Source organism: Campylobacter canadensis (assembly GCF_013177655.1).
GTDB lineage: Bacteria > Campylobacterota > Campylobacteria > Campylobacterales > Campylobacteraceae > Campylobacter_E > Campylobacter_E canadensis.
Window position 1 is genome coordinate 1,487,337 of the sequence record NZ_CP035946.1, and the last position, 23,229, is coordinate 1,510,565.

General features: G+C 27.2%; 28 protein-coding genes and 3 tRNA genes. 25 read left to right on the forward strand and 6 right to left on the reverse strand.

Features of this window, described 5'->3' with window-relative positions; translation table 11 throughout:
• The 11 genes from rpiB (at window position 1) to CCANL266_RS07190 (ending at window position 9,552) form a co-directional block, all read left to right on the forward strand.
• Complete coding sequence (gene rpiB / locus CCANL266_RS07140) at window positions 1-423, forward strand: ribose 5-phosphate isomerase B (RefSeq protein ID WP_172233389.1); 423 nt, start codon at window positions 1-3, stop codon at window positions 421-423.
• On the forward strand, window positions 420-752 hold the full coding sequence (locus CCANL266_RS07145; RefSeq protein WP_172233391.1) for a hypothetical protein: 333 nt from the start codon (window positions 420-422) through the stop codon (window positions 750-752). Before rpiB ends, CCANL266_RS07145 begins: the two co-directional genes overlap by 4 nt.
• A 9-nt stretch (window positions 753-761) precedes the next feature.
• Window positions 762-1,292, forward strand: coding sequence for an adenine phosphoribosyltransferase (locus CCANL266_RS07150; RefSeq protein ID WP_172233393.1), 531 nt, complete (start codon window positions 762-764; stop codon window positions 1,290-1,292).
• 1 nt (window position 1,293) lies between these two features.
• Entirely contained in the window at window positions 1,294-1,947 is a 654-nt protein-coding gene (locus tag CCANL266_RS07155; protein ID WP_172233397.1) for a DedA family protein, read from the forward strand.
• The gene (locus CCANL266_RS07160) at window positions 1,931-3,340 is read left to right on the forward strand and encodes a leucyl aminopeptidase (protein ID WP_172233400.1); all 1,410 of its coding nucleotides are present in this window, start codon (window positions 1,931-1,933) and stop codon (window positions 3,338-3,340) included. Before CCANL266_RS07155 ends, CCANL266_RS07160 begins: the two co-directional genes overlap by 17 nt.
• Entirely contained in the window at window positions 3,340-4,443 is a 1,104-nt protein-coding gene (gene ychF, locus CCANL266_RS07165; protein WP_172233404.1) for a redox-regulated ATPase YchF, read from the forward strand. The genes CCANL266_RS07160 and ychF overlap by 1 nt, the downstream gene beginning before the upstream one ends.
• 11 nt (window positions 4,444-4,454) lie before the next feature.
• The gene (locus tag CCANL266_RS07170) at window positions 4,455-5,279 is read left to right on the forward strand and encodes an NAD(+)/NADH kinase (protein ID WP_172233408.1); all 825 of its coding nucleotides are present in this window, start codon (window positions 4,455-4,457) and stop codon (window positions 5,277-5,279) included.
• Window positions 5,272-6,789, forward strand: coding sequence for an AAA family ATPase (locus CCANL266_RS07175; protein ID WP_172233411.1), 1,518 nt, complete (start codon window positions 5,272-5,274; stop codon window positions 6,787-6,789). The genes CCANL266_RS07170 and CCANL266_RS07175 overlap by 8 nt, the downstream gene beginning before the upstream one ends.
• Before the next feature lie 108 nt (window positions 6,790-6,897).
• A complete protein-coding gene (locus CCANL266_RS07180) occupies window positions 6,898-7,617 on the forward strand; it encodes a gamma-glutamyl-gamma-aminobutyrate hydrolase family protein (RefSeq protein ID WP_172233414.1) in 720 nt (239 codons plus the stop codon).
• Window positions 7,614-9,002 carry an APC family permease gene (locus CCANL266_RS07185; RefSeq protein ID WP_172233417.1) on the forward strand — a complete coding sequence of 463 codons (1,389 nt, stop codon included), beginning with the start codon at window positions 7,614-7,616 and terminating at the stop codon, window positions 9,000-9,002. The genes CCANL266_RS07180 and CCANL266_RS07185 overlap by 4 nt, the downstream gene beginning before the upstream one ends.
• Window positions 9,003-9,033: 31 nt before the next feature.
• Window positions 9,034-9,552, forward strand: coding sequence for a hypothetical protein (locus tag CCANL266_RS07190; protein ID WP_172233420.1), 519 nt, complete (start codon window positions 9,034-9,036; stop codon window positions 9,550-9,552).
• Window positions 9,553-9,585: 33 nt separating this feature from the next.
• Here the strand turns inward: CCANL266_RS07190 and miaA are convergent, their stop codons facing one another.
• Window positions 9,586-10,446 (reverse strand): tRNA (adenosine(37)-N6)-dimethylallyltransferase MiaA, encoded by an 861-nt coding sequence (gene miaA, locus CCANL266_RS07195; RefSeq protein ID WP_172233423.1) that lies wholly within the window; start codon window positions 10,444-10,446, stop codon window positions 9,586-9,588.
• Between the two features lie 52 nt (window positions 10,447-10,498).
• Here miaA and CCANL266_RS07200 point away from each other — a divergent pair, with 52 nt between their 5' ends.
• From CCANL266_RS07200 to CCANL266_RS07250, 11 genes are all read left to right on the forward strand, one after another.
• Window positions 10,499-11,368: a UbiA-like polyprenyltransferase gene (locus tag CCANL266_RS07200; RefSeq protein WP_172233426.1), complete on the forward strand. Its 870-nt coding sequence runs from the start codon at window positions 10,499-10,501 to the stop codon at window positions 11,366-11,368.
• Window positions 11,361-11,828 carry a hypothetical protein gene (locus CCANL266_RS07205; RefSeq protein ID WP_172233429.1) on the forward strand — a complete coding sequence of 156 codons (468 nt, stop codon included), beginning with the start codon at window positions 11,361-11,363 and terminating at the stop codon, window positions 11,826-11,828. The genes CCANL266_RS07200 and CCANL266_RS07205 overlap by 8 nt, the downstream gene beginning before the upstream one ends.
• Window positions 11,825-12,343, forward strand: a complete 519-nt coding sequence (locus CCANL266_RS07210) for a helix-turn-helix domain-containing protein (protein ID WP_172233432.1) — start codon at window positions 11,825-11,827, stop codon at window positions 12,341-12,343. The genes CCANL266_RS07205 and CCANL266_RS07210 overlap by 4 nt, the downstream gene beginning before the upstream one ends.
• Before the next feature lie 9 nt (window positions 12,344-12,352).
• Window positions 12,353-13,312 (forward strand): GTP 3',8-cyclase MoaA, encoded by a 960-nt coding sequence (gene moaA / locus CCANL266_RS07215; RefSeq protein ID WP_172233435.1) that lies wholly within the window; start codon window positions 12,353-12,355, stop codon window positions 13,310-13,312.
• Window positions 13,312-14,022, forward strand: a complete 711-nt coding sequence (locus CCANL266_RS07220; RefSeq protein WP_172233438.1) for a 7-carboxy-7-deazaguanine synthase QueE — start codon at window positions 13,312-13,314, stop codon at window positions 14,020-14,022. Before moaA ends, CCANL266_RS07220 begins: the two co-directional genes overlap by 1 nt.
• Window positions 14,019-14,597, forward strand: coding sequence for a 6-pyruvoyl trahydropterin synthase family protein (locus CCANL266_RS07225; RefSeq protein ID WP_172233441.1), 579 nt, complete (start codon window positions 14,019-14,021; stop codon window positions 14,595-14,597). Before CCANL266_RS07220 ends, CCANL266_RS07225 begins: the two co-directional genes overlap by 4 nt.
• On the forward strand, window positions 14,598-14,972 hold the full coding sequence (locus CCANL266_RS07230) for a hypothetical protein (RefSeq protein WP_172233444.1): 375 nt from the start codon (window positions 14,598-14,600) through the stop codon (window positions 14,970-14,972).
• Entirely contained in the window at window positions 14,956-15,615 is a 660-nt protein-coding gene (locus CCANL266_RS07235; protein WP_172233446.1) for an RsmE family RNA methyltransferase, read from the forward strand. Before CCANL266_RS07230 ends, CCANL266_RS07235 begins: the two co-directional genes overlap by 17 nt.
• A gap of 172 nt (window positions 15,616-15,787) precedes the next feature.
• Window positions 15,788-17,041, forward strand: a complete 1,254-nt coding sequence (locus CCANL266_RS07240) for a coproporphyrinogen III oxidase family protein (protein WP_172233448.1) — start codon at window positions 15,788-15,790, stop codon at window positions 17,039-17,041.
• Window positions 17,038-17,736: an AMIN domain-containing protein gene (locus CCANL266_RS07245; RefSeq protein WP_172233450.1), complete on the forward strand. Its 699-nt coding sequence runs from the start codon at window positions 17,038-17,040 to the stop codon at window positions 17,734-17,736. The genes CCANL266_RS07240 and CCANL266_RS07245 overlap by 4 nt, the downstream gene beginning before the upstream one ends.
• A gap of 10 nt (window positions 17,737-17,746) precedes the next feature.
• Window positions 17,747-18,856 carry an NAD(P)/FAD-dependent oxidoreductase gene (locus CCANL266_RS07250; RefSeq protein ID WP_172233452.1) on the forward strand — a complete coding sequence of 370 codons (1,110 nt, stop codon included), beginning with the start codon at window positions 17,747-17,749 and terminating at the stop codon, window positions 18,854-18,856.
• 100 nt (window positions 18,857-18,956) lie between these two features.
• Here CCANL266_RS07250 and CCANL266_RS07255 read toward each other — a convergent pair.
• The 4 genes from CCANL266_RS07255 to CCANL266_RS07270 form a co-directional block, all read right to left on the reverse strand.
• Window positions 18,957-19,033 (reverse strand) — tRNA-Asp (locus CCANL266_RS07255).
• Window positions 19,034-19,049: 16 nt separating this feature from the next.
• Window positions 19,050-19,125: transfer RNA gene (locus CCANL266_RS07260), tRNA-Val, on the reverse strand.
• A gap of 4 nt (window positions 19,126-19,129) precedes the next feature.
• Window positions 19,130-19,205, reverse strand: a tRNA-Lys gene (locus CCANL266_RS07265).
• A gap of 41 nt (window positions 19,206-19,246) precedes the next feature.
• Window positions 19,247-19,756, reverse strand: coding sequence for a rhomboid family intramembrane serine protease (locus tag CCANL266_RS07270; protein WP_172233454.1), 510 nt, complete (start codon window positions 19,754-19,756; stop codon window positions 19,247-19,249).
• 74 nt (window positions 19,757-19,830) lie between these two features.
• On the opposite strand from CCANL266_RS07270, the gene CCANL266_RS07275 reads away from it, so the two are divergent.
• The 3 genes from CCANL266_RS07275 to CCANL266_RS07285 are packed head-to-tail and all read left to right on the forward strand — an operon-like array spanning window position 19,831 to window position 22,644.
• Complete coding sequence (locus CCANL266_RS07275) at window positions 19,831-20,571, forward strand: (Fe-S)-binding protein (protein ID WP_172233456.1); 741 nt, start codon at window positions 19,831-19,833, stop codon at window positions 20,569-20,571.
• Entirely contained in the window at window positions 20,568-21,998 is a 1,431-nt protein-coding gene (locus CCANL266_RS07280) for a LutB/LldF family L-lactate oxidation iron-sulfur protein (protein WP_172233458.1), read from the forward strand. The genes CCANL266_RS07275 and CCANL266_RS07280 overlap by 4 nt, the downstream gene beginning before the upstream one ends.
• Window positions 21,991-22,644, forward strand: a complete 654-nt coding sequence (locus tag CCANL266_RS07285; RefSeq protein ID WP_172233460.1) for a LutC/YkgG family protein — start codon at window positions 21,991-21,993, stop codon at window positions 22,642-22,644. The genes CCANL266_RS07280 and CCANL266_RS07285 overlap by 8 nt, the downstream gene beginning before the upstream one ends.
• Before the next feature lie 14 nt (window positions 22,645-22,658).
• On the opposite strand, the gene CCANL266_RS07290 is transcribed toward CCANL266_RS07285, so the two are convergent.
• Window positions 22,659-23,171, reverse strand: a complete 513-nt coding sequence (locus CCANL266_RS07290) for a YagU family protein (protein ID WP_172233462.1) — start codon at window positions 23,169-23,171, stop codon at window positions 22,659-22,661.
• Window positions 23,172-23,229 lie beyond the last annotated feature (58 nt).

Here is a 23,229-nt window from a genome sequence, read left to right on the forward strand (position 1 = left end):
ATGAGATTATTGTTTGCAAACGACCACGCAGCAAGTGAATTAAAAATGCAGCTTATTGAATATTTTCAAAAAGACTATGAATGTATAAATTATGGAACAAACGATAATAATAGCGTTGATTATCCTGATTACGCACAAAAAGTATGTGAAAATATGGATGAAAACAGTATTGGGATTTTACTATGCGGTAGTGGAATTGGTATGAGTATAGCAGCAAACAAGCACAAAGGCATAAGGGCTGCTTTATGCCATTGTGTTGAATACGCAAAACTAGCAAGAGAGCATAATAACGCTAATATTCTTTGTATTGGTGCTAGATTTTGTGATTTTGAACTAGCAAAAGATATGATAAAGACATTTTTAAATACAACTTTTGCAGCTAATAGGCATACTATTAGAGTTGAGAAATTGGATAAATTATGATTTTACCTTGGTTTATAACTACAATCTTAGTATGTATTAGCATATATTTTATAGTAATGACTTATTATTACAAAGCATTACTAGAAAAAGAAAGAGTATCAAAAACGCTATTAAATAATAATTTTAGCGATACTGAAGTAGTTATGAGAAAGTTACAAACTCAATTGCAACGCTCTTTTGGAAATATTGATATTTTAAATGATGAATTAGATAAGGCTAAAAACGAGCTTACAAGCTTAAGAACAAGAAATTCTCAATATCGTATGGAAAATAATAAACTAAGTTCTAAGATAAAAGAACTAGAAGCAAAAATTGAAAGCTTATTATAAGGATAAAAGATGGATATAAAAAAAGCATTGAATGAAAAAATAAAAAGATACCCTAATTTTCCTAAAGAAGGTATTTTATTTGCAGATATTAGCACTTTATTAGCTGATGAAGAAGGTTTTAAATTATTAAAAAACGATTTAAAAGAGCATTATAAAAATCATAATTTTGATTATTGTGTAGGGATTGAAAGCAGAGGTTTTATCTTTGCTAGTATTTTTGCTAGTATCTTTGATATACCTTTAATTTTAATTAGAAAAAAGGGTAAATTACCAGGAGAATGCTACACACAAGAATACGAACTTGAATATGGTTTTGATTATTTACAAATAAAAAAAGATGTTTTTTCAAACAAAAAAGCAAATGTTTTATTTATGGACGACTTACTTGCAACAGGCGGCACAGCAAATGCAGCAATAAAACTACTAAAACAAGCAGGTGCAAATAAAATAAGTGCTTATTTTTTATTAGATATAAACTTAAATGGACTTAATAAAATCAAAAATGAGTGCGAAGAAGTTTATTGTGTTTTAAAGGATTAAAATGGATATAATCATTAACTTTTTAACCGATTTTTTTGCAGACCCTGAAAACTTTCTTACGACCTTATTCTCAGAAAAAATAATTCTAGCTTCAATAATTATATTTTTATGGTGTATGCTTGAAGGAGAAAGTGCTTTAATTTTAGCTGGTTTAGCAGCTCATGGCGGACATATTCATATAGTTTTAATAACATTTATTGCAGGTTGTGGCGGATTTATTGGAGATCAGATTTATTTTTATATTGGAAGGTATTCTAAAAATTATATTAGAAAAAAACTCTCAAAGCAAAAAAGAAAATTTGCTATCGCTCAACTTTTATTACAAAAATATGGATGGCCAATAATCTTTATTCAAAGATATATGTATGGTTTTAGAACAATTATTCCTATGAGCATTGGTTTAACAGGTTATAGTTCAAAAAAATTTGCTCTTATTAATTTTATAAGCGCTCAAGTTTGGGCAGCAATTACAATTACCTTAGCTTATATTTTTGGAAATGAAATTTGGATTATTATAAATTGGGCAGCAGAACATTGGTATTTAGCAATAATTATAATTGTATTATTTTTAAGCAGTATAATTTATGCTTTTAAAAAACTAGAAAACAGATTATTAAGAAAAGAAAGGAAAGAAAAAAATGAAAGTAGAATTTAATAAAAAAGCAGATTTTGAAATAATATTTTTAAACGATGAAATCAAAAAAGAAAAAAAAGATTTTTTTAAACTAATGCAATATGAGCATAAAGGAACTTGCCTTGATATTGCAAATTCAAAACTTTATTTAGCTCTAAGTCCTAAATTAACTTACGCAGCTCTTACAAGCACGATAGCTCAAGCTATAAAGCAAATAAGATACTTAAATATAAAATCAGTAAAAATTGATTATATAAATATTGATTGCCATTTTAACAGTGTTTATTCTATTATTTATGGTGCAATCAGTGCTTTATATGAGTTTAATAAATATCAAAAAGAAAAGAAAAAAATAAATATTGAAAAAATCATTCTTAATACACAAGAAGATGAAGATAAAAAAGAAGGAGCAAATCTTGCTTTAATACTAGCTGATTCAAGTGCTTATGTAAAAGATATTGTAAATGAAATTCCAAGCACTTACACCCAAGAAAGCTTTGAAGAAGATGCTAAAAAACTTGCAAAAGAAAATAATTTAGAACTTAAAGTTTATAAAGACGATTATCTTAAAAAAGAAAATATGAATGCCTTTTTAGCAGTTAATCGTGCAAGTGCTTATGAAGCAAGATTAATTCATTTAACCTATAAGCCAAAAAAAGCTCTTAAAAAAATAGTTTATGTTGGAAAGGGCTTAGTTTATGATACAGGCGGACTTAGCTTAAAACCAGCTGATTATATGCTAACAATGAAATCAGATAAAAGCGGTGCAGCTGCTGTTTTAGGAATTATTAAAGCAGCAAGCCAACTAAAATTACCTTTTGAAATTCACGCTATCATCGGAGCTGCACAAAATTGCATAAGTGAAAAAGCTTATATGCCTGATGATGTAATTATTAGCCGTGAGGGAGTAAGTATTGAAGTAAGAAATACTGATGCTGAAGGTCGCTTAGTTTTAGCTGATTGTCTAAGTTATGCGCAAGATTTAAAACCTGATTATTTAATAGATTTAGCAACCTTAACAGGAGCTTGTGTTGTAGGGCTTGGAGAATACACAAGTGCTATTATGGGCTATAATGAAGATTTACAAAATGAATTTTATGCTCATTCAAAAAGAAGTGGAGAATATGCTTGCATTTTACATTTTAACCCGCATTTAGCAAGTTTAATCAAGAGTAAAATAGCAGATATTTCAAACACCTCATCATCAAGATACGGTGGAGCAATAACAGCTGGATTATTCTTAGGAGAATTTATTAAAGAAGAATATAAAGATAAATGGCTGCATTTAGATATTGCAGGACCTGCTTATGTTGAAAAAGACTGGGGAGAGAATTCTTATGGAGCTGGTGCTGCAGGGCTTAGAATGTGTATAATTGATTTATTAAACATTAAAAGAAAAATGGAGAAAAAATAATGGGACTTAGTGTAGGAATTGTTGGATTACCTAATGTTGGCAAAAGTACAACCTTTAATGCACTTACAAAAACGCAAAATGCACAAGCTGCAAACTACGCATTTTGCACCATTGAACCAAATAAGGCTAGTGTAAATGTGCCTGATGTAAGACTAAATGAATTAGCTAAAATTGTAAAGCCTGAAAGAATTATGTATTCTAGTGTTGATTTTGTTGATATTGCAGGGCTTGTAAAAGGAGCTAGTAAAGGAGAAGGTTTAGGAAATAAATTCCTTGCAAATATTAGAGAATGTGATTTAATTTTACACATTATAAGATGTTTTGATGATGATAATATAATTCATGTAGAAAACAGTGTAAATCCAATAAGAGATATTGAAATTATAAATCTTGAATTAATCTTAGCTGATATAGAGCAACTTACTAAGAAAAAAGATAAATTAGCAAAAGAAGCAAAAGCAAATGTAAAAGGTGCAAAAGAAAGCTTACAAATGCTTGAAGATTTGCTTATTCATCTTGAAGAAGGCAAATTAGCAAGTGAATTTGCAAATAAAGATTCAAATGAATTTATAGCTTTAAATAAAGAATTAAGACTGCTTAGTGCTAAAGAAGTAATTTATGGTGTAAATGTAAGTGAAGATGAGCTAACAAGCGATAATGAATATGTAAAGCAAGTAAGAGAATATGCAAATAAAAGCAATCACTTAGTGCTAAAATTATGCGCTAAGCTTGAAGAAGACTTAATTGATATGCCAAGCGACGAAGCTAATGAGTTTTTAAAAGAATTAGGTGTTGAAGAAAGCGGACTTGATGCTATAATTAAAGCATCTTTTGCAAAATTAAACCTAATTTCATATTTTACCGCTGGTGTGCTAGAAGTACGCTCTTGGACTATTCATAAAGGTGATAAAGCCCCTCGTGCTGCTAGTGTTATTCATAATGATTTTGAAAAAGGTTTTATTAAAGCAGAAGTTATTAGCTATGAAGACTACATTAATTGCGGTGGTGAGAGTAAGGCTAAAGAAGCAGGAAAATTACGCCTTGAAGGCAAAGATTATGTAGTTCAAGATGGTGATGTAATGCATTTTAGATTTAATGTTTAAAAAGAGAATTTATGCAAGTAAAAAAAATAATTCTTTTTTATAAACAAAGTCTAGAAGATAGCCCTTATTTAAAACTAATTTGTGAAATTTTAAAAAGTGAAAAAATTGATTATATTTTGCAAAAAAACACAAATACAATACAAAAATTTGACCTAGAAAACATAGATTTAGTAATTTCTGTAGGCGGAGATGGCAATTTAATCTCTGCTTGTAGAATGCTTGCTAAAACAAATATACCTGTTTTAGGAGTTCATTGTGGTAATTTAGGCTTTTTAACCGAGGTTGAACTTTGTAATTTAAAAGATTTTTTACTTGATATAAAAAATAATAATTATAAAATTGAAAGACCATTTTTATTAAGTATTTTTATTTATTTAAACAATGGGCAAGTAATACAAAGATATGCTTTTAATGATGCTGTACTAAATAGAGAAGAGCATTTATTATTGGCTGATATTAAAGCAAGTTTTAAGGATAAAATTTTTAATTCTTATCACGCTGATGGTTTAATTATTAGCACGCCAGCTGGTTCAACTGCTTATAATCTTAGTGCTGGTGGTGGGATAATTTATCCGCAAAGTAGAGTTTTTAGCCTAACTCCAATTTGTTCGCATTCTCTAACCCAAAGACCAATAATTTTACCAAAAAGTTTTTTTATAGAATTAAGCAGCAAAAACTGCTCTTTAAGTATTGATGGGCAAGAACTTTTTAAGGCTAATGAATTTTATAAAATATCTTGTGGCTTAAGCAAAACAAGAGCGAATATATTAAGAGCAAAAAACCGTTCTTATTTTCAAGTTTTAAAAGATAAGCTAAATTGGGGTGAAAATGATTGAAAGAATTTATTTTAAAGATAATTTAAGCTTTAAGAATTTAAGTTTAGAATTTAAAAATGGCCTAGTGTGCTTTAGCGGAGTTAGCGGAGCTGGAAAAAGTGTGATTTTTAAAAGTATTTTAGCAGCCTTTGCAATGGCAGAAAGCAATGCTGCTTTACTAGAAGTAAGCGTAAATGATAAATTAAATAGTGATTTAATAGATAGTGATGAAATAAATGTTTTTAGAGTAAAAAAAGATAAACAAACAAGGTATTTTATCAACGAACAAGCAGTTAGCAAAAAACTAATTAATGAAATTTTGGCCAATAAAATTCGCTATTTAAGTGCGAGAAATTATGATGATTTTGAGCCTAATTATTTACTTGCATTATTAGACAAATCAATAGCAATTAAAGATAGTGAATTTAATAAAATATTAAATGAATTTAAAGAAGATTTTTCAAAATTAAACGAGCTAGAAAATAAACTAAAGCAATTAAGCGAAGATGAAGATAAAATAAATGACTTAAGAGACTTTTTAAAATTTGAAATTGAAAAAATAAAAAAAATAAATCCAAAAGAAAACGAATATGATGAACTACTAGCCATTAAAAGCAAATTATCAAAACAAGATAAAATAAGTAATATCCTAGAGCAGTGTCAAGGAATTTTACACTATGAAAATAAGGTAAATGAGCTTTTAAAATTACTTGATATTGATAATGAATTTTTTCAAAATACAATGTATGAATTAAATAACATTTTTTATGAAGCAGAGCAAATTAATGATGAATATGATATTGAATATATTTTAAATAGATTAGAAGAATTAAATTATATTATCAAAAAATACTCAAGTATAGAAAATGCAAAAGAAGTACTAGCAAAAAAACAAGAAGAACTACAAGAATATGAAAATATAGAAGAAAATATAGCCTTATTAAAAAGCCAAATAAAGCTAATAAAAGAAAGTTTAAATACCCTTGCTAATTATTTACACGATAAAAGAAGTAAAGAATTAATTTTAATAGAAAAAGAAATAAACGATATCTTAAAGGATTTATTTTTAGAAAGCCTAAAATTAAACCTTACAAAATGTACTTTAAATAGCACTGGTTTAAGCCTTTTAAATATTGATTTAAAAGGTGCTGGCTTTAAAGAAGTTAGCTCAGGGGAGTTAAATAGATTAAGGCTTGCATTTTTATGCGTATTTGCTAATAGATTAAGCGAATTTAATGGTATTTTGTTTTTAGATGAAATTGATGCAAATTTAAGCGGTAAAGAAGCAGCAAGCATAGCAAATGTCTTGCAAAAACTTGCTAATAATTTTCAAATTTTTGCAATTACTCATATGCCATATATTTGCGCTAAGGCTAATCAGCATATTTTAGTTAGCAAAATAAACGATGAAAGTTCTGCAAAAAGCATTCAAGGCGAAGAAGTGCAAAAAGAATTAGCTAGAATGATAAGTGATGGAAGTTTAGATAAAGCCGCCTTAGAATTTGTAAAAAATCTCTTAGAAAAAAAGTAAATTTGTAACATTTTTAAACATTTTTTCATAAAAATGGTAAAAATTATAATATTTTGCAAAAAAATCCATTACAATATTTAGCTTATTAAAATCGCAAAAGGGGTGAAGATGAAAAAACCAATAATAGCAATAAGCTCTAATATTTTAAAAGATAGTAGCGGCAACTTTGCAGGTTATGAAAGAACTTATATTAATAGTGATTATATTTCGTCAATAGAAAAAAACAATGCCTGTGCAATTATTCTTCCAATAGTTGATGATGAAGAAAGCATAAAAACCCAAATTAGCATAGCTGATGCTTTAATTTTATCAGGCGGGTATGATGTAAATCCAAAATTCTACAATGAAGAAGCAAGTAAAAATCTAGGTCAAATATGTACAAAAAGAGATGAGTATGAATTAAAATTAATAAAATATGCCATCTTAAAAAATATACCTATTTTAGGTATTTGCAGGGGGTTGCAAATTTTAAATGTTTATTTTGGCGGTACTCTTTATCAAGATATAAATTCCCTTGAAAACACCATAAAGCATTCTCAAGATAAAGACCCAAAAGAAGAAATTCATAGTGTAAAATTAAGCTCAAAACTACTAGAAATTTTTGGACAAGATGAAATTATGGTAAATTCATTCCATCATCAAGCAATCAAAGAACTAGCTAGCAATTTTGAAGTATGCGCTCTAGCAAAAGATAATATTATTGAAGGGGTTTTTAGCAAAGAGCATGATTTTATTTTAGCCCTTCAATGGCACCCTGAAATGTTGCATGAAAGCAATATTAATATGAATAAAATTTTTCAAACATTAATACAAAAGGCAAAAAAATGAGTAATGAAAATGCAAAAAAATTAGGATTTTTTTCTATTGTTTTACTAACAATAAATTCAATTATTGGTTCAGGAATTTTTCTTTCTCCTTCAGCTGTTGTTTTAAGCTCTGGAAAATACGCTCCTGTTGTTTATTTTGCTGCTGCTATTTTTGCTGCTATACTTGCAATTAGTTTTGCTAGTGCTGCAAAATATGTAAATAAAGCAGGTGCAGCTTACGCTTATGCAAAGGCTGCTTTTGGTGCTAATGTTGGCTTTTATGTTGGTATTACAAGATTTTTTGCAGCTGCTATTGCTTGGGGAGTTATGGCTACTGCTGTTGTAAAAACCGTACTAGGATTATTTATCGAGAAAAATTATTTAAATGAACATAATTTTTTTCTTGTAACTGTAGGTTTTTTAGTTTTAATGTTTGTTTTATTTTTAATAAATATAGCAGGCAGTAAAGTTTTTAAATTTATAAATAGCCTTTCAGCAATAGGTAAAATTTTAGCCTTAATAGTTACTATCGCAGTTGGTTTTATAGCTATAATGCTTGGAGCGCCTAATCATTTTAATGATATTGAAAGCATTGTAAATCCTAAAACAAATGAATTATTAAAAATTGATATGGATGTAGAATTATTTGTTGGTGCGATGATTGCTGCTTTTTATGCTTTTACAGGTTTTGAATCAGTTGCTAGTGGTGCTAATGATATGCAAAAGCCTGAAAAAAATCTCCCAAAAGCAATACCACTTGCTATTTTAATAGTAGCTTTTATTTATATTGGAATTATTTTAGTATGTTTAATGCTAAATCCAAAAGATTTAATACAATCAAATGAGACGGTGGTTTTAGTATCTGTTTTTGAAAATGAGCTTATTAAGCAAATTATTTTTTGGGGTTCTTTGGTTTCAATGTTTGGTATTAATGTTGCGGCTTCCTTTCACACGCCACGCATACTTGAAGCAATAGCTAATGAAAAACAAATTCCTGATTTTATCGCACAAAGAACTAGCAATAATTTCCCACTAATAGCCTTTGTAATTACAATATTTTTAGCTATTTTAATACCTATTTCTTTTGCTTATAATATCGTTAGTATTTTAATTATTAGCTCTATTTCTCGTTTTATTCAATTTTTATTAGTTCCACTTGGTGTAATTATGTTTTATTATGGAAAAAATAAAGAAGAAATTATTAAAAGTGCTAAAAAGAATTTTGTTACTGATGTGCTAATTTCTATTTTATCTATTGCCTTATCTATATTTTTACTAATAAAATTTAATTGGGTAAAACAATTTAGCATAGATAACTCAATTAACTACTACGCAATCATTTCTATGATGTTTGGATATGTATTTATGCCTGCATTGTTATTTTTTGTTAAAAATAAAAGGGAATAATTAACAAATTATTTACAAGAAGGAGTAAAAAATGAAGCCAAGTAAAGAAGAGCTAATCGCTCAACAGCAAAAAAACCTCACAATAGCAGCTATTAAAGAAGCTGATAGACAACTTAATTCAAACAACCCTAGGATAAAAGCCAAAGGAGAAGTTAGGAATGTAAAAAAATTACTAGGCTTAAAAACACATCAAGAACTCTGTGATTTGTTAAAGCAAAAATATGGTTTTTCATTGCAAACAACAGCAATTGCAAGATGGATTACTCGTGGTATGATTCCTAGCAAATATGTTGATATTTTTAATGAATTAATTGATGAAAAGCTAATTAAAGAGCAAATTAATAAATCAAGACATAATGCTAATTTAACTTCTACTAGCTTTAATCAAGTAAATACACCAGTAAATACACAGGTTAATCAAGTTAATAATTTGCATTTTTGCTATGAAGATACATTTGAATTATTAAAATACATAACCCCTGAAATTGAAAAAGATTTAAGAAATAAATTAATACAAATTAAGAATTTTTCTTTAGCTTTAAATAAATAAATCTGCAAGAATTTTAAACTAAGTTTAAAATTCTTATATGTATTTGTATATTTGCTGCAAGTCTTTTTCTGATTTAATATTTAGTTTTGTTCTTAGGAATTTATTGTTAAAAGTTCTTTGTCTTTTTGCAAATTGTCTTGTGTGAATTACGATTAATTCTTTTAATTCATCAATGCTTTTTATTTCTTTTTTGTAATATTGTATTATTTCTTTTGCGCCAATACATTGTAATGCCTTTACATCTTTATATTCTTTATAAAGATTTATAACCTCATCAAGTACATTATCATCAAACATTTTATTTGTTCTTTGCACTATTCTTTCATTTAAAAGTTCTTTTTCCCAGCATAATTCAAAAATATCAATATCGCTAATTAAAGCTTTTTTAGTATTATTTTTTAGCCAAAGGCTTGGAATTTCATTTGTGCGTTTATAAATACTATACCACTTAAGTAATCTAAAATTATCGTTTTTTAAAATCACACTTTCTTTATCAAGCTCTTGCATTAAATTATAAATTTCATCAAAGCTAATATCAATTTTTACATCTTCAATTTTAGGCGCTAAACCCTGCATTAAAGCATACAAATAAAAAGCACTTCCGCCGCAAATTAATAAATCTTTATTATGTTTTATACAATGCTCTTTAGCTTTTAAATATTCATTAAAAAATAAAGCTACATTAAATTCGCTATCAAGATTAATAATATCAATTCCAAAATAGCTAAGCTCATTTAGCATTTTTTTATCAACCTTAGCACTAACAATATTTAATTGTTTATAAATACATAAACTATCAAGGCTTAAAATCGCCATATTATTTTTTAACGCTATTTCGTGGGATAAAGCACTTTTAGCACTTGCAGTTGTTCCTAAAATAGCTATTGTTTTCATTAAATGCTCCTTAATTAATTTTGTATAAACTAAACCTTTTAAAGGATTTTATATGCAAAAATTTAAAAATATTTTGGATTTAATAGTGTTTAAGCATAGCATTTTTGCGTTACCGTTCTTGCTAGTTTCTATGCTTAGTGCTATTCGTTTATATGATTTAAGTTTTTTTAATGTTATTATACCTTTTATTTTAGCTATATTTTGTGCAGTTTTTGCACGCTCATATGCTATGGCTTTAAATAGATTTTTAGATGCAAATATTGATATTTTAAATGAAAGAACAAAAAATCGCCCAAGCGTAGATGGTAGAATAGGAAGATTTAATCTTTGTATTTTTATCTTTGTAAATGCTTTTTTATTTATTGTTTTTTCATATTTTATAAATATCACTTGCTTTTATTTGTCATTTTTTGTGTTAATACTACTTGCAAGTTATTCTTTATTTAAAAGATTTAGCTATTTAGCACATATTATTTTAGGCTTATGTCTTGGCTTTTCTTGTATTGCAGGAGAATTGGTATTAACCTCAAGCATAAGCGTGTATTCACTTGCATTGTGTTTTGCTGTTTGTTTTTGGACTGCTGGATTTGATTGTCTTTATGCTTTGCAAGATATGGAATTTGATAAAGAGCATAAACTATTTTCCATTCCAGCTTGTTTTGGTGCAAAGGCTACTTTGTTTATAGCTGCTATATTTCACTTACTTGCAGTTTTATTTTGGTTATTATTCTTTGTAAGCATTCATTCAGGAAAGGTTGCTTATGTTGGTTTAATGATAATAGCATTACTTTTAACTTTAGAGCATCTAATAGTTAGAAAAGATACAAAACATATTCAAAGAGCCTTTTTTGATATTAATGCTTTAGTTAGTATTTTATTTTTAATAATATTTTTACTTGATTGGAAACTTTTTAATGTATGAAGCAAGAATAAAAATTGACTTAAATATTGACGATAATGAACTTTTCTTACAAGAATTTAATAGTGTTAATTATCAAAAAGGTTTAAAAGAATTTATGCACAAAGCAGCAAGAGTTGAATTTAGCAAAGAAGAAGCCTTGCTTTTTGAGCTTTTATGTGATATCAAAAAAGACCTATCAATGATAATTGATGTTAAAAATAATAATTTTATAAAGCTAAGCACTACTACCATGAGTGTTCAGCTTGATTATGAGCAAATTAAAATACAAGATGAAGTAAAAATAGATAATAACTATTATTTAAGATTATATTTAAATGATATAGTAATTTGTATTTTTGCAAAAGCAATTAGCACTAATGTATTAAAAATAACTAAAATTAAAAGATATGATGCAGAGGTTTTGGATAGATTTGTAGCAGATGTGCAAAGAAGTATAATTTCAAATAAGGCAAAGCAATGACAATTGATATGATAATATATTTTATTTTTATGGTTTTAATAGCTGTTTTATTCTTATATTTAAGATTAATAAATAAAGATTACGAAGATAAAATTGAAGGAATTTGTAAAACTTTAGATAATAATTTAAAAAACATACATAATTTAAAAAAAGAATTAGAATCTTTAAACACAAACATAAAGCTATTACAAAATAACTCAAAAAATAAATTTGATGATGATATGATTAAAAATTGTGAATACTTAATTCACTCAATAATAGATGAAAGATTAAACGATATTGATTATAGCTTAAATGGTGTTTATAAAGCAGTTAGCGATGTTGAAAAAAATCAAGTTGAAACAAATGATACAATAAATCAAATTCGTAATTCTTATTCAAGTTTAAAGGTAGATGAAGAAGAAGATAAAATTCTAGCTTACAAACTGCACCAAGAAGGTAAAAGCATAGAAGAAATAGCTAAGATTTTGAGAAAAAGTCCGCAAGTAATTAATATAATCTTAAAAACAATTTAAAGGAAATAAATGCTAATTGATGGATATGGAAGAAAGATTAATTATCTTAGAATTTCTTTAACTCAAAGATGTAATTTTAGATGTTTATATTGCATGCCTAAGGTGCCTTTTACCTATCAAGCAAAAGAAAATTTATTAAGTTATGAAGAATTATTTTTATTTGCAAAATTATGTATAGATAAAGGCGTTGATAAAATACGCTTAACTGGTGGAGAACCGCTTGTTAGAAGTGACTTGGAAATTTTTATAAAAATGCTTACTGATTATAAAAGTGATTTAGATTTAGCACTTACAACAAACGGATATTTATTAAAAGATAAAGCAAAAGCCTTAAAAGATGCAGGTTTAAAAAGAATAAATGTATCCTTAGACACCTTAAAGCCTCAAAGAGCGAAATTAATATCTCAAATAGATATGCTTGATGTGGTTATTGATGGAATTAATGAAGCATTAAAAGTTGGCTTAAAAGTAAAACTAAACTGCGTTCCTTTAAAAAATATAAACGACGATGAATTGTGTGATTTATTAGAATTTGCAAAAAGTAAAAATATGCAAATAAGATTTATAGAATTTATGGAAAATGAACACGCTTATGGGCAATTAAAAGGCTTAGATACTGAAGAAATAATTACTATTTTAAAAAAGAAATTTAATTTTACCCCAAGTTTTAAAGAAGCAAATTCTCCTGCGAGTTTATTTTGTTTAGATGATGGATATATTTTTGGTATTATAAATCCTCATAAACACGATTTTTGTGAAAGTTGCAATAGAATTAGGCTTAGTGCAGAAGGTTTTTTAATACCTTGTTTATATTTTGATGAGGCAATGAGTATTAAAAACGCAATTAGAAATAATGATATAAACAAAGCCTTAGAAATTTTAAACAATGTTTTAGAAAACAAGCCTGAAAAAAACCGCTGGCAAAGTAATATAAAATCAGCTCGTTCTTTTTCTCAAACGGGTGGCTAATGAAAGTAGTTGAAACCTTTTTAAGCATACAAGCTGAAGGAATGTTTAGCGGTAGATATGCTTTTTTTATTCGCTTTGCAGGTTGCAATTTTAATTGCACTGGTTTTGGTGTAAAAAAAGATAATTTTATAGGCTGCGATACCATTAAAGCCGTGCAAACTAAGGCTTACTTGCATACTTATTTTGATTATAACGCAGATGAACTTATTGCTTTGGTAAAAAAACAAAAATCCAATCCTTTAATAGTAATTACTGGTGGAGAGCCTTTACTTTTGCAAAATGATAAAGAATTTGTAAAATTGCTTTCTTTTTTAACTTTAAATTACGATGTGCAGTTTGAAAGCAATGCTAGTATTAAATTAAAAGAATATGATTTTTACAAAAAATGCTATTTTGCAATGGGGGTAAAATTAGCAAATTCTGGAGTTAAAAAAGAACTTAGAATTAATAAAGATGCGATTTTTAGTATAATTAAAAACTCAAAAAAAGCCTTTTTTAAATTTGTAATTAATGATGAAAAAGATTTAGATGAACTTTATGAAATTATTAATGATTTTAAAGATACTAGTGTATATTTAATGCCGATGGGCTCAACTAATAAAGAGCTTAGTTTAAATGCAAAAAAGGTTTTTGAACTTTGTGTAAAACATAGTTTTAATTATTCTGATAGATTGCACATTAGAATTTATGATGATAAAGAGGGCGTATGATAATAGGAAAATTATTTGAATTTGAAAATGCACATATTGTAAGAAATTGTAGCTCAAAACGCTGTAAAACAAGCATTCACGGGCATTCTTACAAATTATTACTTTGCCTTAGCGCTAAAAGGCTTGATAATGCTGGAATGGTTTATGATTTTGGCTTACTAAAAAAAGAAATAAAGCAAATTATTGACGCCTTTGACCATAGCATTTGCCTTTGGGAAAATGATGATATAAATTACATAAACGATATTAAAAAACATTCATTAAGATGGATAAGTTTGCCTTGCAATATTAGTGCTGAAAATTTAAGCATTATTTTTTATGCACTTATTTATAAAATTTTACAAAATACTAAAACTCAAAATAATGAAGACAAAATAAAAATAAACTCAATTAGATTAAACGAAACAAGAACTGGCTTTGCACAGTGCGAATTTGATGATGTGTTTGATGAAAATGGCGAATGCGTTTATGATTTAAATAAAATTAAATTTAGCGATGAAATCAATCAAGAAAACGATAATTTATTAGCAAAAATACTAAATTCAAATAGCTTTATTAACCCTAAGGAAGTATAAATGAGCGATTTTATTAGCATTCACATATTTTTTGTATATTTTTTACTTTTTTTAGAGTTTTTATATTTGTTTTTTACTCAATATTTTAAAGATGCACATTCTTATATTTTTAGAATTAGAGTATTTTTACCGCTTTATTATTCTGTTTTAGCGGCTTGTTTTTTTACAGGAATTTTACTTGAAGCATTTAAACATTTTGATAATTATTCTTTTAAATATAGCTTAGTTTTTATATTAATTTTGCTTTTAAGTATTTATGAATTTATTCTTTTTAAAAAAACAAGAAAGCAAAAAAAAGTAAAGGATTTTAAAAAATACGCCTTAATTATTGAATTTATTAAATTATTAGGAAGCATAAGTGTTATTTTATTATGATGAAAATGCTGGAAATGAGCAAATAATAATAAAAGAATTATCTCATTTTAAAGCAAGAAGACAAAAGGTAAATGATATAGTAAATATAAGCAAATTAGATGGTTTTTTATACTCATATAAAATTATTAATTTTGAAAAAAGGCAAATCATTTTGCAGCTTCTTAGTAAAAAAGATTTTGTAAATAATAATGCTTTTACCCATCTTGCCTTAGCTATGATTGAGCTTGATAGCTTGTATGAAATTTTGCCTTATTTAAATGAGCTTGGACTTAGCAAACTTTATTTAGTTTATTGCGATTATTCTCAAAAAAACATTAAATTTGATGAAAAACAACAAAATAAAGCAAAAAGAATTTTAATTAATTCTAGTATGCAGTGCGCTAGAGCTGATATTTTAGAAATTGAAGTTTTTAAAGATTTAAAAAGCTTAAAAGATGCTAAAGGCGAGCTTTGTTTAATTGATTTTAGTGCTAATGAACTTTGCGAATTTGATAATAAAAAACTTTATGTAATAGGCCCTGAAGGTGGATTTTCTAAAAAAGAACTTAGCGAATATAAGCTAAAAGCATTAAATACAAAGTTAATTTTAAAAGCAAAAAATGCTGCACTTTATCTTAATTCAAATATACAATCACGCTTGTAAGGAATTTAATTAAGCAAATAAACATTAAAGGCTAAATCATTACAATTAATACTATTTATATTTAAAGTGTTTTATTATTTAAGGCAAATAAATACACTTAATCATATAAAAGAATTGTTTATTTGATTTATTTTGTTATAAATCTTTTTTTAATCTTTTTTAAGGAAATCTTATGAATTTGTTGCAAAAGTCTATAATTTCTTATTCAAGTTATTACATTAAAAAACAATTAGAAAAAAAATTTATTTTAAAAAATGATGTGATGATTGAAAAGCAAGCAAGCAAAGATACTATGCTTTACATTCATATTCCCTTTTGTCATACTTTTTGTACTTATTGTTCTTTTCATAAATTTGCTTATGAAGAAAGCAAGTGTAAGCAATATTTTAAAATTCTAAGAAAAGAGCTAGAACTTTTACATTCTTTAGGTTATAGCTTTAATACGCTTTATGTTGGCGGTGGTACAACCTTAATTAATGAAGAAGAATTATTAATAACTTTACAATTATGCAAAAAATTATTTCCTATTAAAGAAATTTCTTGTGAAAGCGACCCAAACCACATTGATGAAAATAAACTTCAAATGTTTAAAGGTTATATTGATAGATTAAGCTGCGGAGTACAAAGTTTTAATGATGATATTTTAGAAAAAACTTCTCGCTTAGCTAAATTTGGTAATTCAAAACAACTTATTAAAAAACTTGAAAAGGCAATAGGAATTCTACCTACTTTTAGCATTGATTTAATTTTTAATTTTCCTTTTGAAAATGAAGAAATTTTATTAAATAATATAAATATTGCAAAAAGTTTAAATCCTGAGCAAATAACATTTTATCCGCTTATGAAATCAAATATAACAAAAAAGGCAATCGCAGCAAAATTTGGACAAGGTGCAAAGGATAATGAATATTTATTTTATAAAATAATTTGCGATGAATTTAGCGATTACAAGCAAAATAATGCTTGGTCTTTTTCAAAAAACAAAAACTCTTTTAATGATGAATATGTAAGCACTCATCATGAATATATTGGAGCTGGAAGTGGAGCATTTAGCTTTCAAAACAATAAATTATTAATTAATGCTTTTTGTCTTGATGAATATGAAAAACTAATAAACACAAAGCAAAATGCAAATATCTCTTATATTGATTTTACAAATGAAGATGTGATTGATTATGTATTTTTAAGTGAATTTTTTTCAGGTAGTGTTGATATTAATAAATTAAATAAAGCTTATAATTGCGATATTATCAAGCATTTAGGTATAAATTATAAAGCTCTTGAGTTTTTAAATATAACAAATACTAAAAATAATATAATAAACACTACATTTTTTGCTAGATATCTAGCCTTAGTGTTAATGAAAGAATTTTATATTAATATGGATAAATTAAGAGAACATTTTAAAAAGGCGATAAATCAATGAAAAAAATATTTTTTTTAATAATGCTTAATATCTTTCTTTTAGCTAGAGAAAACCCTTTTTCACCTATAATTTTTTTAAACAAACCTAGTATGATTGAAAATAAACAATTTTTAAATGAAATTAATTTTTCTTTCCCGCAAGATGCAAGAATTTTAAAAAGCATTACTTTTAACTATATTGACCTAAACGCCAATGAAAGAAACTTTAAAATTAACATAAATGAAAGTGTTAATTTTAATGAAATTTATTCTTTAATCAATAAAAATAATTATGAAAAATCAAGAAATATTAAGCAAAATAAAGAAAATGATAAAGAATTATTACAGGAAAAAATAATCAAAGATGAAGATAATTTACAACAACAAACAATACAAAATAAAGCAGATAAACAAAGTGATTTTACTTATATGAACAATGCAATGTCTTTAGAAATAAAAGATAACATAATAACAATTAATTCGTATTTTAAATTGCTAAGAAGATTTATGCTAAAAAATCCTAATCGCTTAGTTTTTGATTTTCAAATAACAACTACTCTTAAAAACGATAGTAAAATTTTAGAAAATAACTTGTATCTTAAAAAGATTGATTTTGGCGTACATCAAGACTTTTACAGGGTTGTTTTTACCCTAAATGGCTTGTATGATTACTCTTTAGATATAAATAAAAACATATATAAATTAGAATTAAAATAAAGGAGAAAAAATGCAAAAAATTATACTACTTGGAGCAGGATATGCTAATTTATCATTGATTAAAAGTTTAAACGAATATAGTCTTGATAATGCTGAATTTATTTTAGTAAATAATAATTCTTATCACTATAAAACTACAGAATTGCACAAAATTGCAGCAAAGGAAGAAGGAAAAAATATAAAAATTGAATTAAATAAAATTCTTCCTGCTAAAGTCAAATTTATTCAAGATGAAGTAATAAGTATTCAAGAAGATAAAATTATTTGTAAAAACAACGAGCTATCATACGATAAAGTTGTCGTTGCGCTAGGAGCAAATAAAAATACATTTGGTATAAGTGGGCTTGATGAATGCTATGAAATTTCAGATTACGAAAAAGCACTTTTAACACAAAAAACAATTTATGAAAATATACAAAAAGATGAACAAAGTTATAAAAATATCGTAATTTGCGGTGCTGGTTTTAGCGGAATTGAGCTATGCGCTTCTCTTGCAATTATGTTAAAAAATCAAGCAAATATTTATATAGTTGAGGCTATGGATGAGATTTTACCTATGTATCCAAAAAGTTTAGCACAAGTTGCAAGAAAATACCTTGAATCACTAGGGGTTAATATTTTAAGCTCTCATAAAATCATAAAAAAAGAAGGAGATAAATTATTTTTAAATGATGAAAATAATTTTATTGTATCAAAAAATATAATCTTTACAGCTGGTGTAAAAGGAAATGAAGTTATAAATAACTCTTTTATGGCAAGCAAAAATAATAGAGTTTTAGTAAATAAATTCTTACAATGTGAAGAAAACAAAAACTGCTATGTAATAGGCGATTGCTCACTAATAATGAATAAAGAACGCCCCTTTGCACCAACAGCACAAATTGCCTGCAAACAAGGAGAATACTTAGCAAACTGCATTAATAAAATTCTTTTAAACAACGAAAACGAAATTAAAGAATTTAATTATATTGATAAAGGTAGCGTATGCTCACTTAGCAATCAAAATGCAATTGCATATATTTTAGATAAAGAATTTAGTGGTTTTAGTGCAAAATTACTAAAAAAATTCACAGAAATAAAATGGAATTTTAAATTAGAAGGTCTTAAATCTTTATTTTAAATAAAGATTTTAAGCTTTTACAACAAAAGCAAGAAAAGTAAGTCAAGCTTATTTTTCATTCTACTTTATGTTATGATTATTTAATTTTAAAAAGCTTAAATGGCGCGGCGGACGGGGCTCGAACCCGCGACCTCCGGCGTGACAGGCCGATATTCTAACCAGCTGAACTACCGCCGCAACCAAAATAAAAGAATGGTGGTCGCTATAAGACTCGAACTTATGACATCCACCTTGTAAGGGTGGCGCTCTACCAACTGAGCTAAGCGACCTAAGTGGTGTCCTGTGTTGGATTCGAACCAACGACCCCTTCATTAAAAGTGAAATGCTCTACCGACTGAGCTAACAAGACAAATTAAAAAGCTGTAATACTAGCTAAAAAATTTTCCTTTGTCAAGGATTTTTTAATTTTTTTTGCAAAAATGCACATAAAATTCCAAAAAAAGCTCCATAAATATGCGCACTCCAAGCTACATTATCGTTTAAAATTATACTTACAAAAGAAAGCAATAAAATTGCAAATAAAAATCCAATTTCACGCAAAATAAAACTTGCATAAGCAATAATAGCACATACACCAGCACTAGCACCAAGCATAATAAAATCATTATGAAGAATATGCACATTTACAAAATAATACACAATAGCAGCACAAATTAATGAAAAAATATATACAAAAACTAAAACTTTTTCTTTTACAAAATATAACAATTTATAAAAGGCAAATAGCGATGCCATATTCATAAATAAATGTTCAAAATTTGAATGAAAAAAAGCATAAGTAAAAAAAGAATAAATCTTAGGATTAGAACTTAATAATAAACTATATTTAAACACTGAAAAAATTCCAAATAAATCTAGTGTAAAAACTACACAATTTATAAAAATAATAAAATAAATCATACAATTTCCTTTTATTTTAAGCTTAAAAAAATATAATGACTTGATTATTAATTTAAAAAATAAAAGGAAGGTAAATGCAAAAAAAAGTTTATTTTTACGCTACTTGCTTAGGTACAGCGGCAATGCAAAAGATGGTTTTAAATTCCATTAAACTTTTAAGAGCTGCTGATGTTGAAGTTGTTTTTAAAAAAGACCAAACCTGTTGTGGACAACCAAGTTACAATACAGGATATTTTAACGATACTAAAAAAATTGCACTTTATAATGCAGAAGTTTTTCAAGGAGATTTACCTATTGTAATTCCTAGTGGAAGTTGTGGTGGAATGATGAGCCATGACTACTTAGAATTATTTAAAGATGATGTAAATTATGAAAAAATTAAGCAATTTAGTTCAAGAGTAATAGAGCTTAGTCAATATCTTGATGCTATAGGTTTTAAACCTGTTGATAAAGGTGAAAAAATCAAAGTAACTTGGCATAGCAATTGCCATGCTTTAAGAGTACAAAAAAGCATAGAAAGTAATAAAAAATTACTTACAAGTTTAAGCAATGTAGAAGTTGTTTATTTAGAGCATGAAGAAGAATGCTGCGGTTTTGGTGGAACCTTTAGTGTAAAAGAACCTGAAATTTCAAATGCAATGGCAAAGGCAAAGGTAGAAGATATTATAAAATCAGGTGCAAGTGCTGTAATATCAGCTGATGGTGGTTGTTTATTAAACATAGCAGGAACTCTTAGCAAATTAGGTTATAAAGATGTTAAAGCTTATCATTTATATGATTTTTTAAGTGCTAGAATAAATGGAGAAAAACTATGAAAAATCACAGTGAATTAATTAATACTAAATTAGCAGATACTCAAATGAGGGCAAATCTAGATAGTGCAATGCACGCTTTACAAGATAGAAGACTTGCCTTAATCAATTCTAAATTCAAGCAATGGGAAGGGCTTAGACAAAGAGCAAAAAATGCAAAAGATAATGCATTATTTACTCTAAAAGATAGAGTTTTAGAATTTGAAAAAAACGCTACAAAAAATGGAATGAAAGTTCATTATGCTTCAATCTGTGAAGATGCTTGTGAGATTGTTTATAATCTTATGATTGAAAAAAAGATTTCAAAAGTATTAAAAGGTAAGTCTATGGCTAGTGAAGAAATAGGCTTAAATCACTATTTAGAAAAAAAGGGACTTATTGCTACAGAAACTGACTTAGGGGAATTAATCTTACAATTAGGCAATGAAACTCCTGTACATATTGTTGTTCCTGCTATTCATAAAAATCGTTATGAAATTGGAGAATTGTTTGCAGAAAAACTAGGTGTTGAAAAAGAAAGCGAACCTGAAAAACTAAATGCCATTGCAAGAGTGCATTTAAGAAATGAATTTGAAAATTTACAAATGGGGCTAAGCGGTGTTAATTTTGCTATATCAAGCAAGGGTGCTATTTGGTTGATTGAAAATGAAGGCAATGGTAGAATGTGCACAACATCACCTGATATTCATGTAGCAATTTGTGGTATTGAAAAAATCGTAGAAAGTTTTAATGACGCTGCAACAACCGATACACTATTAACTCCATCAGCAACTGGGCAATTTATACCTGCTTATAATAACATCATAACAGGACCTAGAAAAGAAGGAGAGCTTGATGGACCAAAAGAAGTTCATATAATTTTATTTAATAATCATAGAACAAATATTTTAAGCAATAAAGATTATTATGAAGCCCTACGCTGCATTAGATGTGGTGCTTGTATGAACTTTTGCCCTGTTTATGATAAAATTGGTGGGCATAGTTATGATGCTGTTTATCCTGGTCCTATTGGAGAGGTTATTTCTCCACAATTATTTGGTATGAAAGAACATAGTGATATCTTAAGTCTTTGTTCTTTATGCGGTCGCTGCTCTGAAGTTTGCCCTGTTAAAATTCCTCTTGATTCAATGATTAGAAAACTAAGAAGAGATAAAATAGGCGAATATGAAGAAAATGCACCTTTAGGAGCAAGTGAATTAGAGCATTCAAGCTTAGAAAAAGGTGGCTTTAGCGCATTTACAAAAATGGCTACAAGTGCAACTTTATGGAGAACAGGTCTTGCAAATGCAAGCAAATTTAACTGGTTTGTACAAAGTTTTGGTGGGCATATTCCTGTTTTAAGTCGCTGGGCAAAATATAAAGATTTACCTAAATTAGAAGGTAATTTATATAAAGAAATAAGCAAATTAGATGGAGTTAGTTATGAGTAAGATTAATGAAATTAGCAAAAGAAGTAAAGAAGAAATCTTAAACGCTTTAGAATTTGGAATTAAATATGAATTAAAAGAAAAGGCAAGCGACCCAAGTGTGCATATAAAGCAAAGCGAAAATCCACTTGAAGAAACTATGCAAAAAATGCAAGAAAATAAATTTGAAGTACATTTAGTAGAAAGTAAAGAACAAGTAATTGACGAAATTAATAAAATTAGTGCTATTTATAATGCTAAAAGCCTTATTTACCCAAGTTCTTTAAGTGTAGATGTAGAAAAAGTAAATGCTGAAAAAAAGGTATGCTTTAATAAAGAAATTGAAGAATTAAGAAAAGAAGTTTTTCATAGTGATTTTAGTATTATTGATGTTGATTTTGCTTTAAGCTCTCACGGTGTTGCTTGTGTAACTTCTAGTAAAACACAACCAAGAATGTTATCTTTAGCACCAACTTTATGTATTATGTTGCTTGATAAAACAAAGATTGAAACTTCTTTAGCAAGTGGTTTAGAAAAAATTTCTAAAGAAAATGAAGTTTTACCAACAAATATTTTATATATAGCAGGACCAAGTAGAACTAGCGATATTGAACTTGTAACTGTTTTTGGTGTGCATGGCTCACAAAAAGTACATATTATATTTTACTAATAAACTTGTCTAGCTTAGCTAGACAAGAATCTTTTAAACTGCACTTTTAAATCCCTTCTTACTATCTCAATAGAATAAAGCCAAATAATATGTCCAAAAAACTCGCTTAAATGCTCATCAAATGGAATTTGCGCTAAAGGTGGTACTTCTTTAATTAATGGCATTACAATAACATGAGCTAAAATATCTACAACAATCCCAAACACAGCACCATAGCACATTGTAACCTTAGCATAGCGTTCAGCTAAAAGGCAATAAAACACAGCAAAAACAATAGCAAAAGATATATGCACAATGAAAATTGAAAGTGGCAATTCAACACCCGAAAAAGTATAAACCCAATCAGTAGGCAAATTAAGTTGTTCTAAAAAAATTTTTGGTGGCGTAGTTCTTTCTAGTGCATCAACAGGCCAAGCAACATTTGGATTTCTTGGCGGAAAAGGCACTTCCCATCCCCATTTTACAATACCTGAAAAAATCCCTGCAATAATCCCTATTACAACAATTACAAAAGTATTTTTCTTCATATTTACTCCTTAAATAATTTAAAATAGTTTTATACTTTTTTTATTAAAATTTTACATA

What these genes read in the sequence shown, in the direction of transcription:
- CCANL266_RS07240 (WP_172233448.1), top strand. Translation starts at nt 15,788, where the DNA reads ATGAATTTGTTGCAAAAGTCTATAATTTCTTATTCAAGTTATTACATT.
- rpiB (WP_172233389.1), top strand. Translation starts at nt 1, where the DNA reads ATGAGATTATTGTTTGCAAACGACCACGCAGCAAGTGAATTAAAAATG.
- CCANL266_RS07200 (WP_172233426.1), top strand. Translation starts at nt 10,499, where the DNA reads ATGCAAAAATTTAAAAATATTTTGGATTTAATAGTGTTTAAGCATAGC.
- CCANL266_RS07205 (WP_172233429.1), top strand. Translation starts at nt 11,361, where the DNA reads ATGTATGAAGCAAGAATAAAAATTGACTTAAATATTGACGATAATGAA.
- CCANL266_RS07160 (WP_172233400.1), top strand. Translation starts at nt 1,931, where the DNA reads ATGAAAGTAGAATTTAATAAAAAAGCAGATTTTGAAATAATATTTTTA.
- CCANL266_RS07280 (WP_172233458.1), top strand. Translation starts at nt 20,568, where the DNA reads ATGAAAAATCACAGTGAATTAATTAATACTAAATTAGCAGATACTCAA.
- CCANL266_RS07285 (WP_172233460.1), top strand. Translation starts at nt 21,991, where the DNA reads ATGAGTAAGATTAATGAAATTAGCAAAAGAAGTAAAGAAGAAATCTTA.
- CCANL266_RS07185 (WP_172233417.1), top strand. Translation starts at nt 7,614, where the DNA reads ATGAGTAATGAAAATGCAAAAAAATTAGGATTTTTTTCTATTGTTTTA.
- CCANL266_RS07225 (WP_172233441.1), top strand. Translation starts at nt 14,019, where the DNA reads ATGATAATAGGAAAATTATTTGAATTTGAAAATGCACATATTGTAAGA.
- CCANL266_RS07270 (WP_172233454.1), bottom strand. Translation starts at nt 19,756, where the DNA reads ATGATTTATTTTATTATTTTTATAAATTGTGTAGTTTTTACACTAGAT.
- CCANL266_RS07290 (WP_172233462.1), bottom strand. Translation starts at nt 23,171, where the DNA reads ATGAAGAAAAATACTTTTGTAATTGTTGTAATAGGGATTATTGCAGGG.
- CCANL266_RS07190 (WP_172233420.1), top strand. Translation starts at nt 9,034, where the DNA reads ATGAAGCCAAGTAAAGAAGAGCTAATCGCTCAACAGCAAAAAAACCTC.
- CCANL266_RS07245 (WP_172233450.1), top strand. Translation starts at nt 17,038, where the DNA reads ATGAAAAAAATATTTTTTTTAATAATGCTTAATATCTTTCTTTTAGCT.
- CCANL266_RS07220 (WP_172233438.1), top strand. Translation starts at nt 13,312, where the DNA reads ATGAAAGTAGTTGAAACCTTTTTAAGCATACAAGCTGAAGGAATGTTT.
- CCANL266_RS07180 (WP_172233414.1), top strand. Translation starts at nt 6,898, where the DNA reads ATGAAAAAACCAATAATAGCAATAAGCTCTAATATTTTAAAAGATAGT.
- ychF (WP_172233404.1), top strand. Translation starts at nt 3,340, where the DNA reads ATGGGACTTAGTGTAGGAATTGTTGGATTACCTAATGTTGGCAAAAGT.
- CCANL266_RS07150 (WP_172233393.1), top strand. Translation starts at nt 762, where the DNA reads ATGGATATAAAAAAAGCATTGAATGAAAAAATAAAAAGATACCCTAAT.
- miaA (WP_172233423.1), bottom strand. Translation starts at nt 10,446, where the DNA reads ATGAAAACAATAGCTATTTTAGGAACAACTGCAAGTGCTAAAAGTGCT.
- CCANL266_RS07145 (WP_172233391.1), top strand. Translation starts at nt 420, where the DNA reads ATGATTTTACCTTGGTTTATAACTACAATCTTAGTATGTATTAGCATA.
- CCANL266_RS07275 (WP_172233456.1), top strand. Translation starts at nt 19,831, where the DNA reads ATGCAAAAAAAAGTTTATTTTTACGCTACTTGCTTAGGTACAGCGGCA.
- CCANL266_RS07170 (WP_172233408.1), top strand. Translation starts at nt 4,455, where the DNA reads ATGCAAGTAAAAAAAATAATTCTTTTTTATAAACAAAGTCTAGAAGAT.
- CCANL266_RS07250 (WP_172233452.1), top strand. Translation starts at nt 17,747, where the DNA reads ATGCAAAAAATTATACTACTTGGAGCAGGATATGCTAATTTATCATTG.
- CCANL266_RS07230 (WP_172233444.1), top strand. Translation starts at nt 14,598, where the DNA reads ATGAGCGATTTTATTAGCATTCACATATTTTTTGTATATTTTTTACTT.
- moaA (WP_172233435.1), top strand. Translation starts at nt 12,353, where the DNA reads ATGCTAATTGATGGATATGGAAGAAAGATTAATTATCTTAGAATTTCT.
- CCANL266_RS07210 (WP_172233432.1), top strand. Translation starts at nt 11,825, where the DNA reads ATGACAATTGATATGATAATATATTTTATTTTTATGGTTTTAATAGCT.
- CCANL266_RS07175 (WP_172233411.1), top strand. Translation starts at nt 5,272, where the DNA reads ATGATTGAAAGAATTTATTTTAAAGATAATTTAAGCTTTAAGAATTTA.
- CCANL266_RS07155 (WP_172233397.1), top strand. Translation starts at nt 1,294, where the DNA reads ATGGATATAATCATTAACTTTTTAACCGATTTTTTTGCAGACCCTGAA.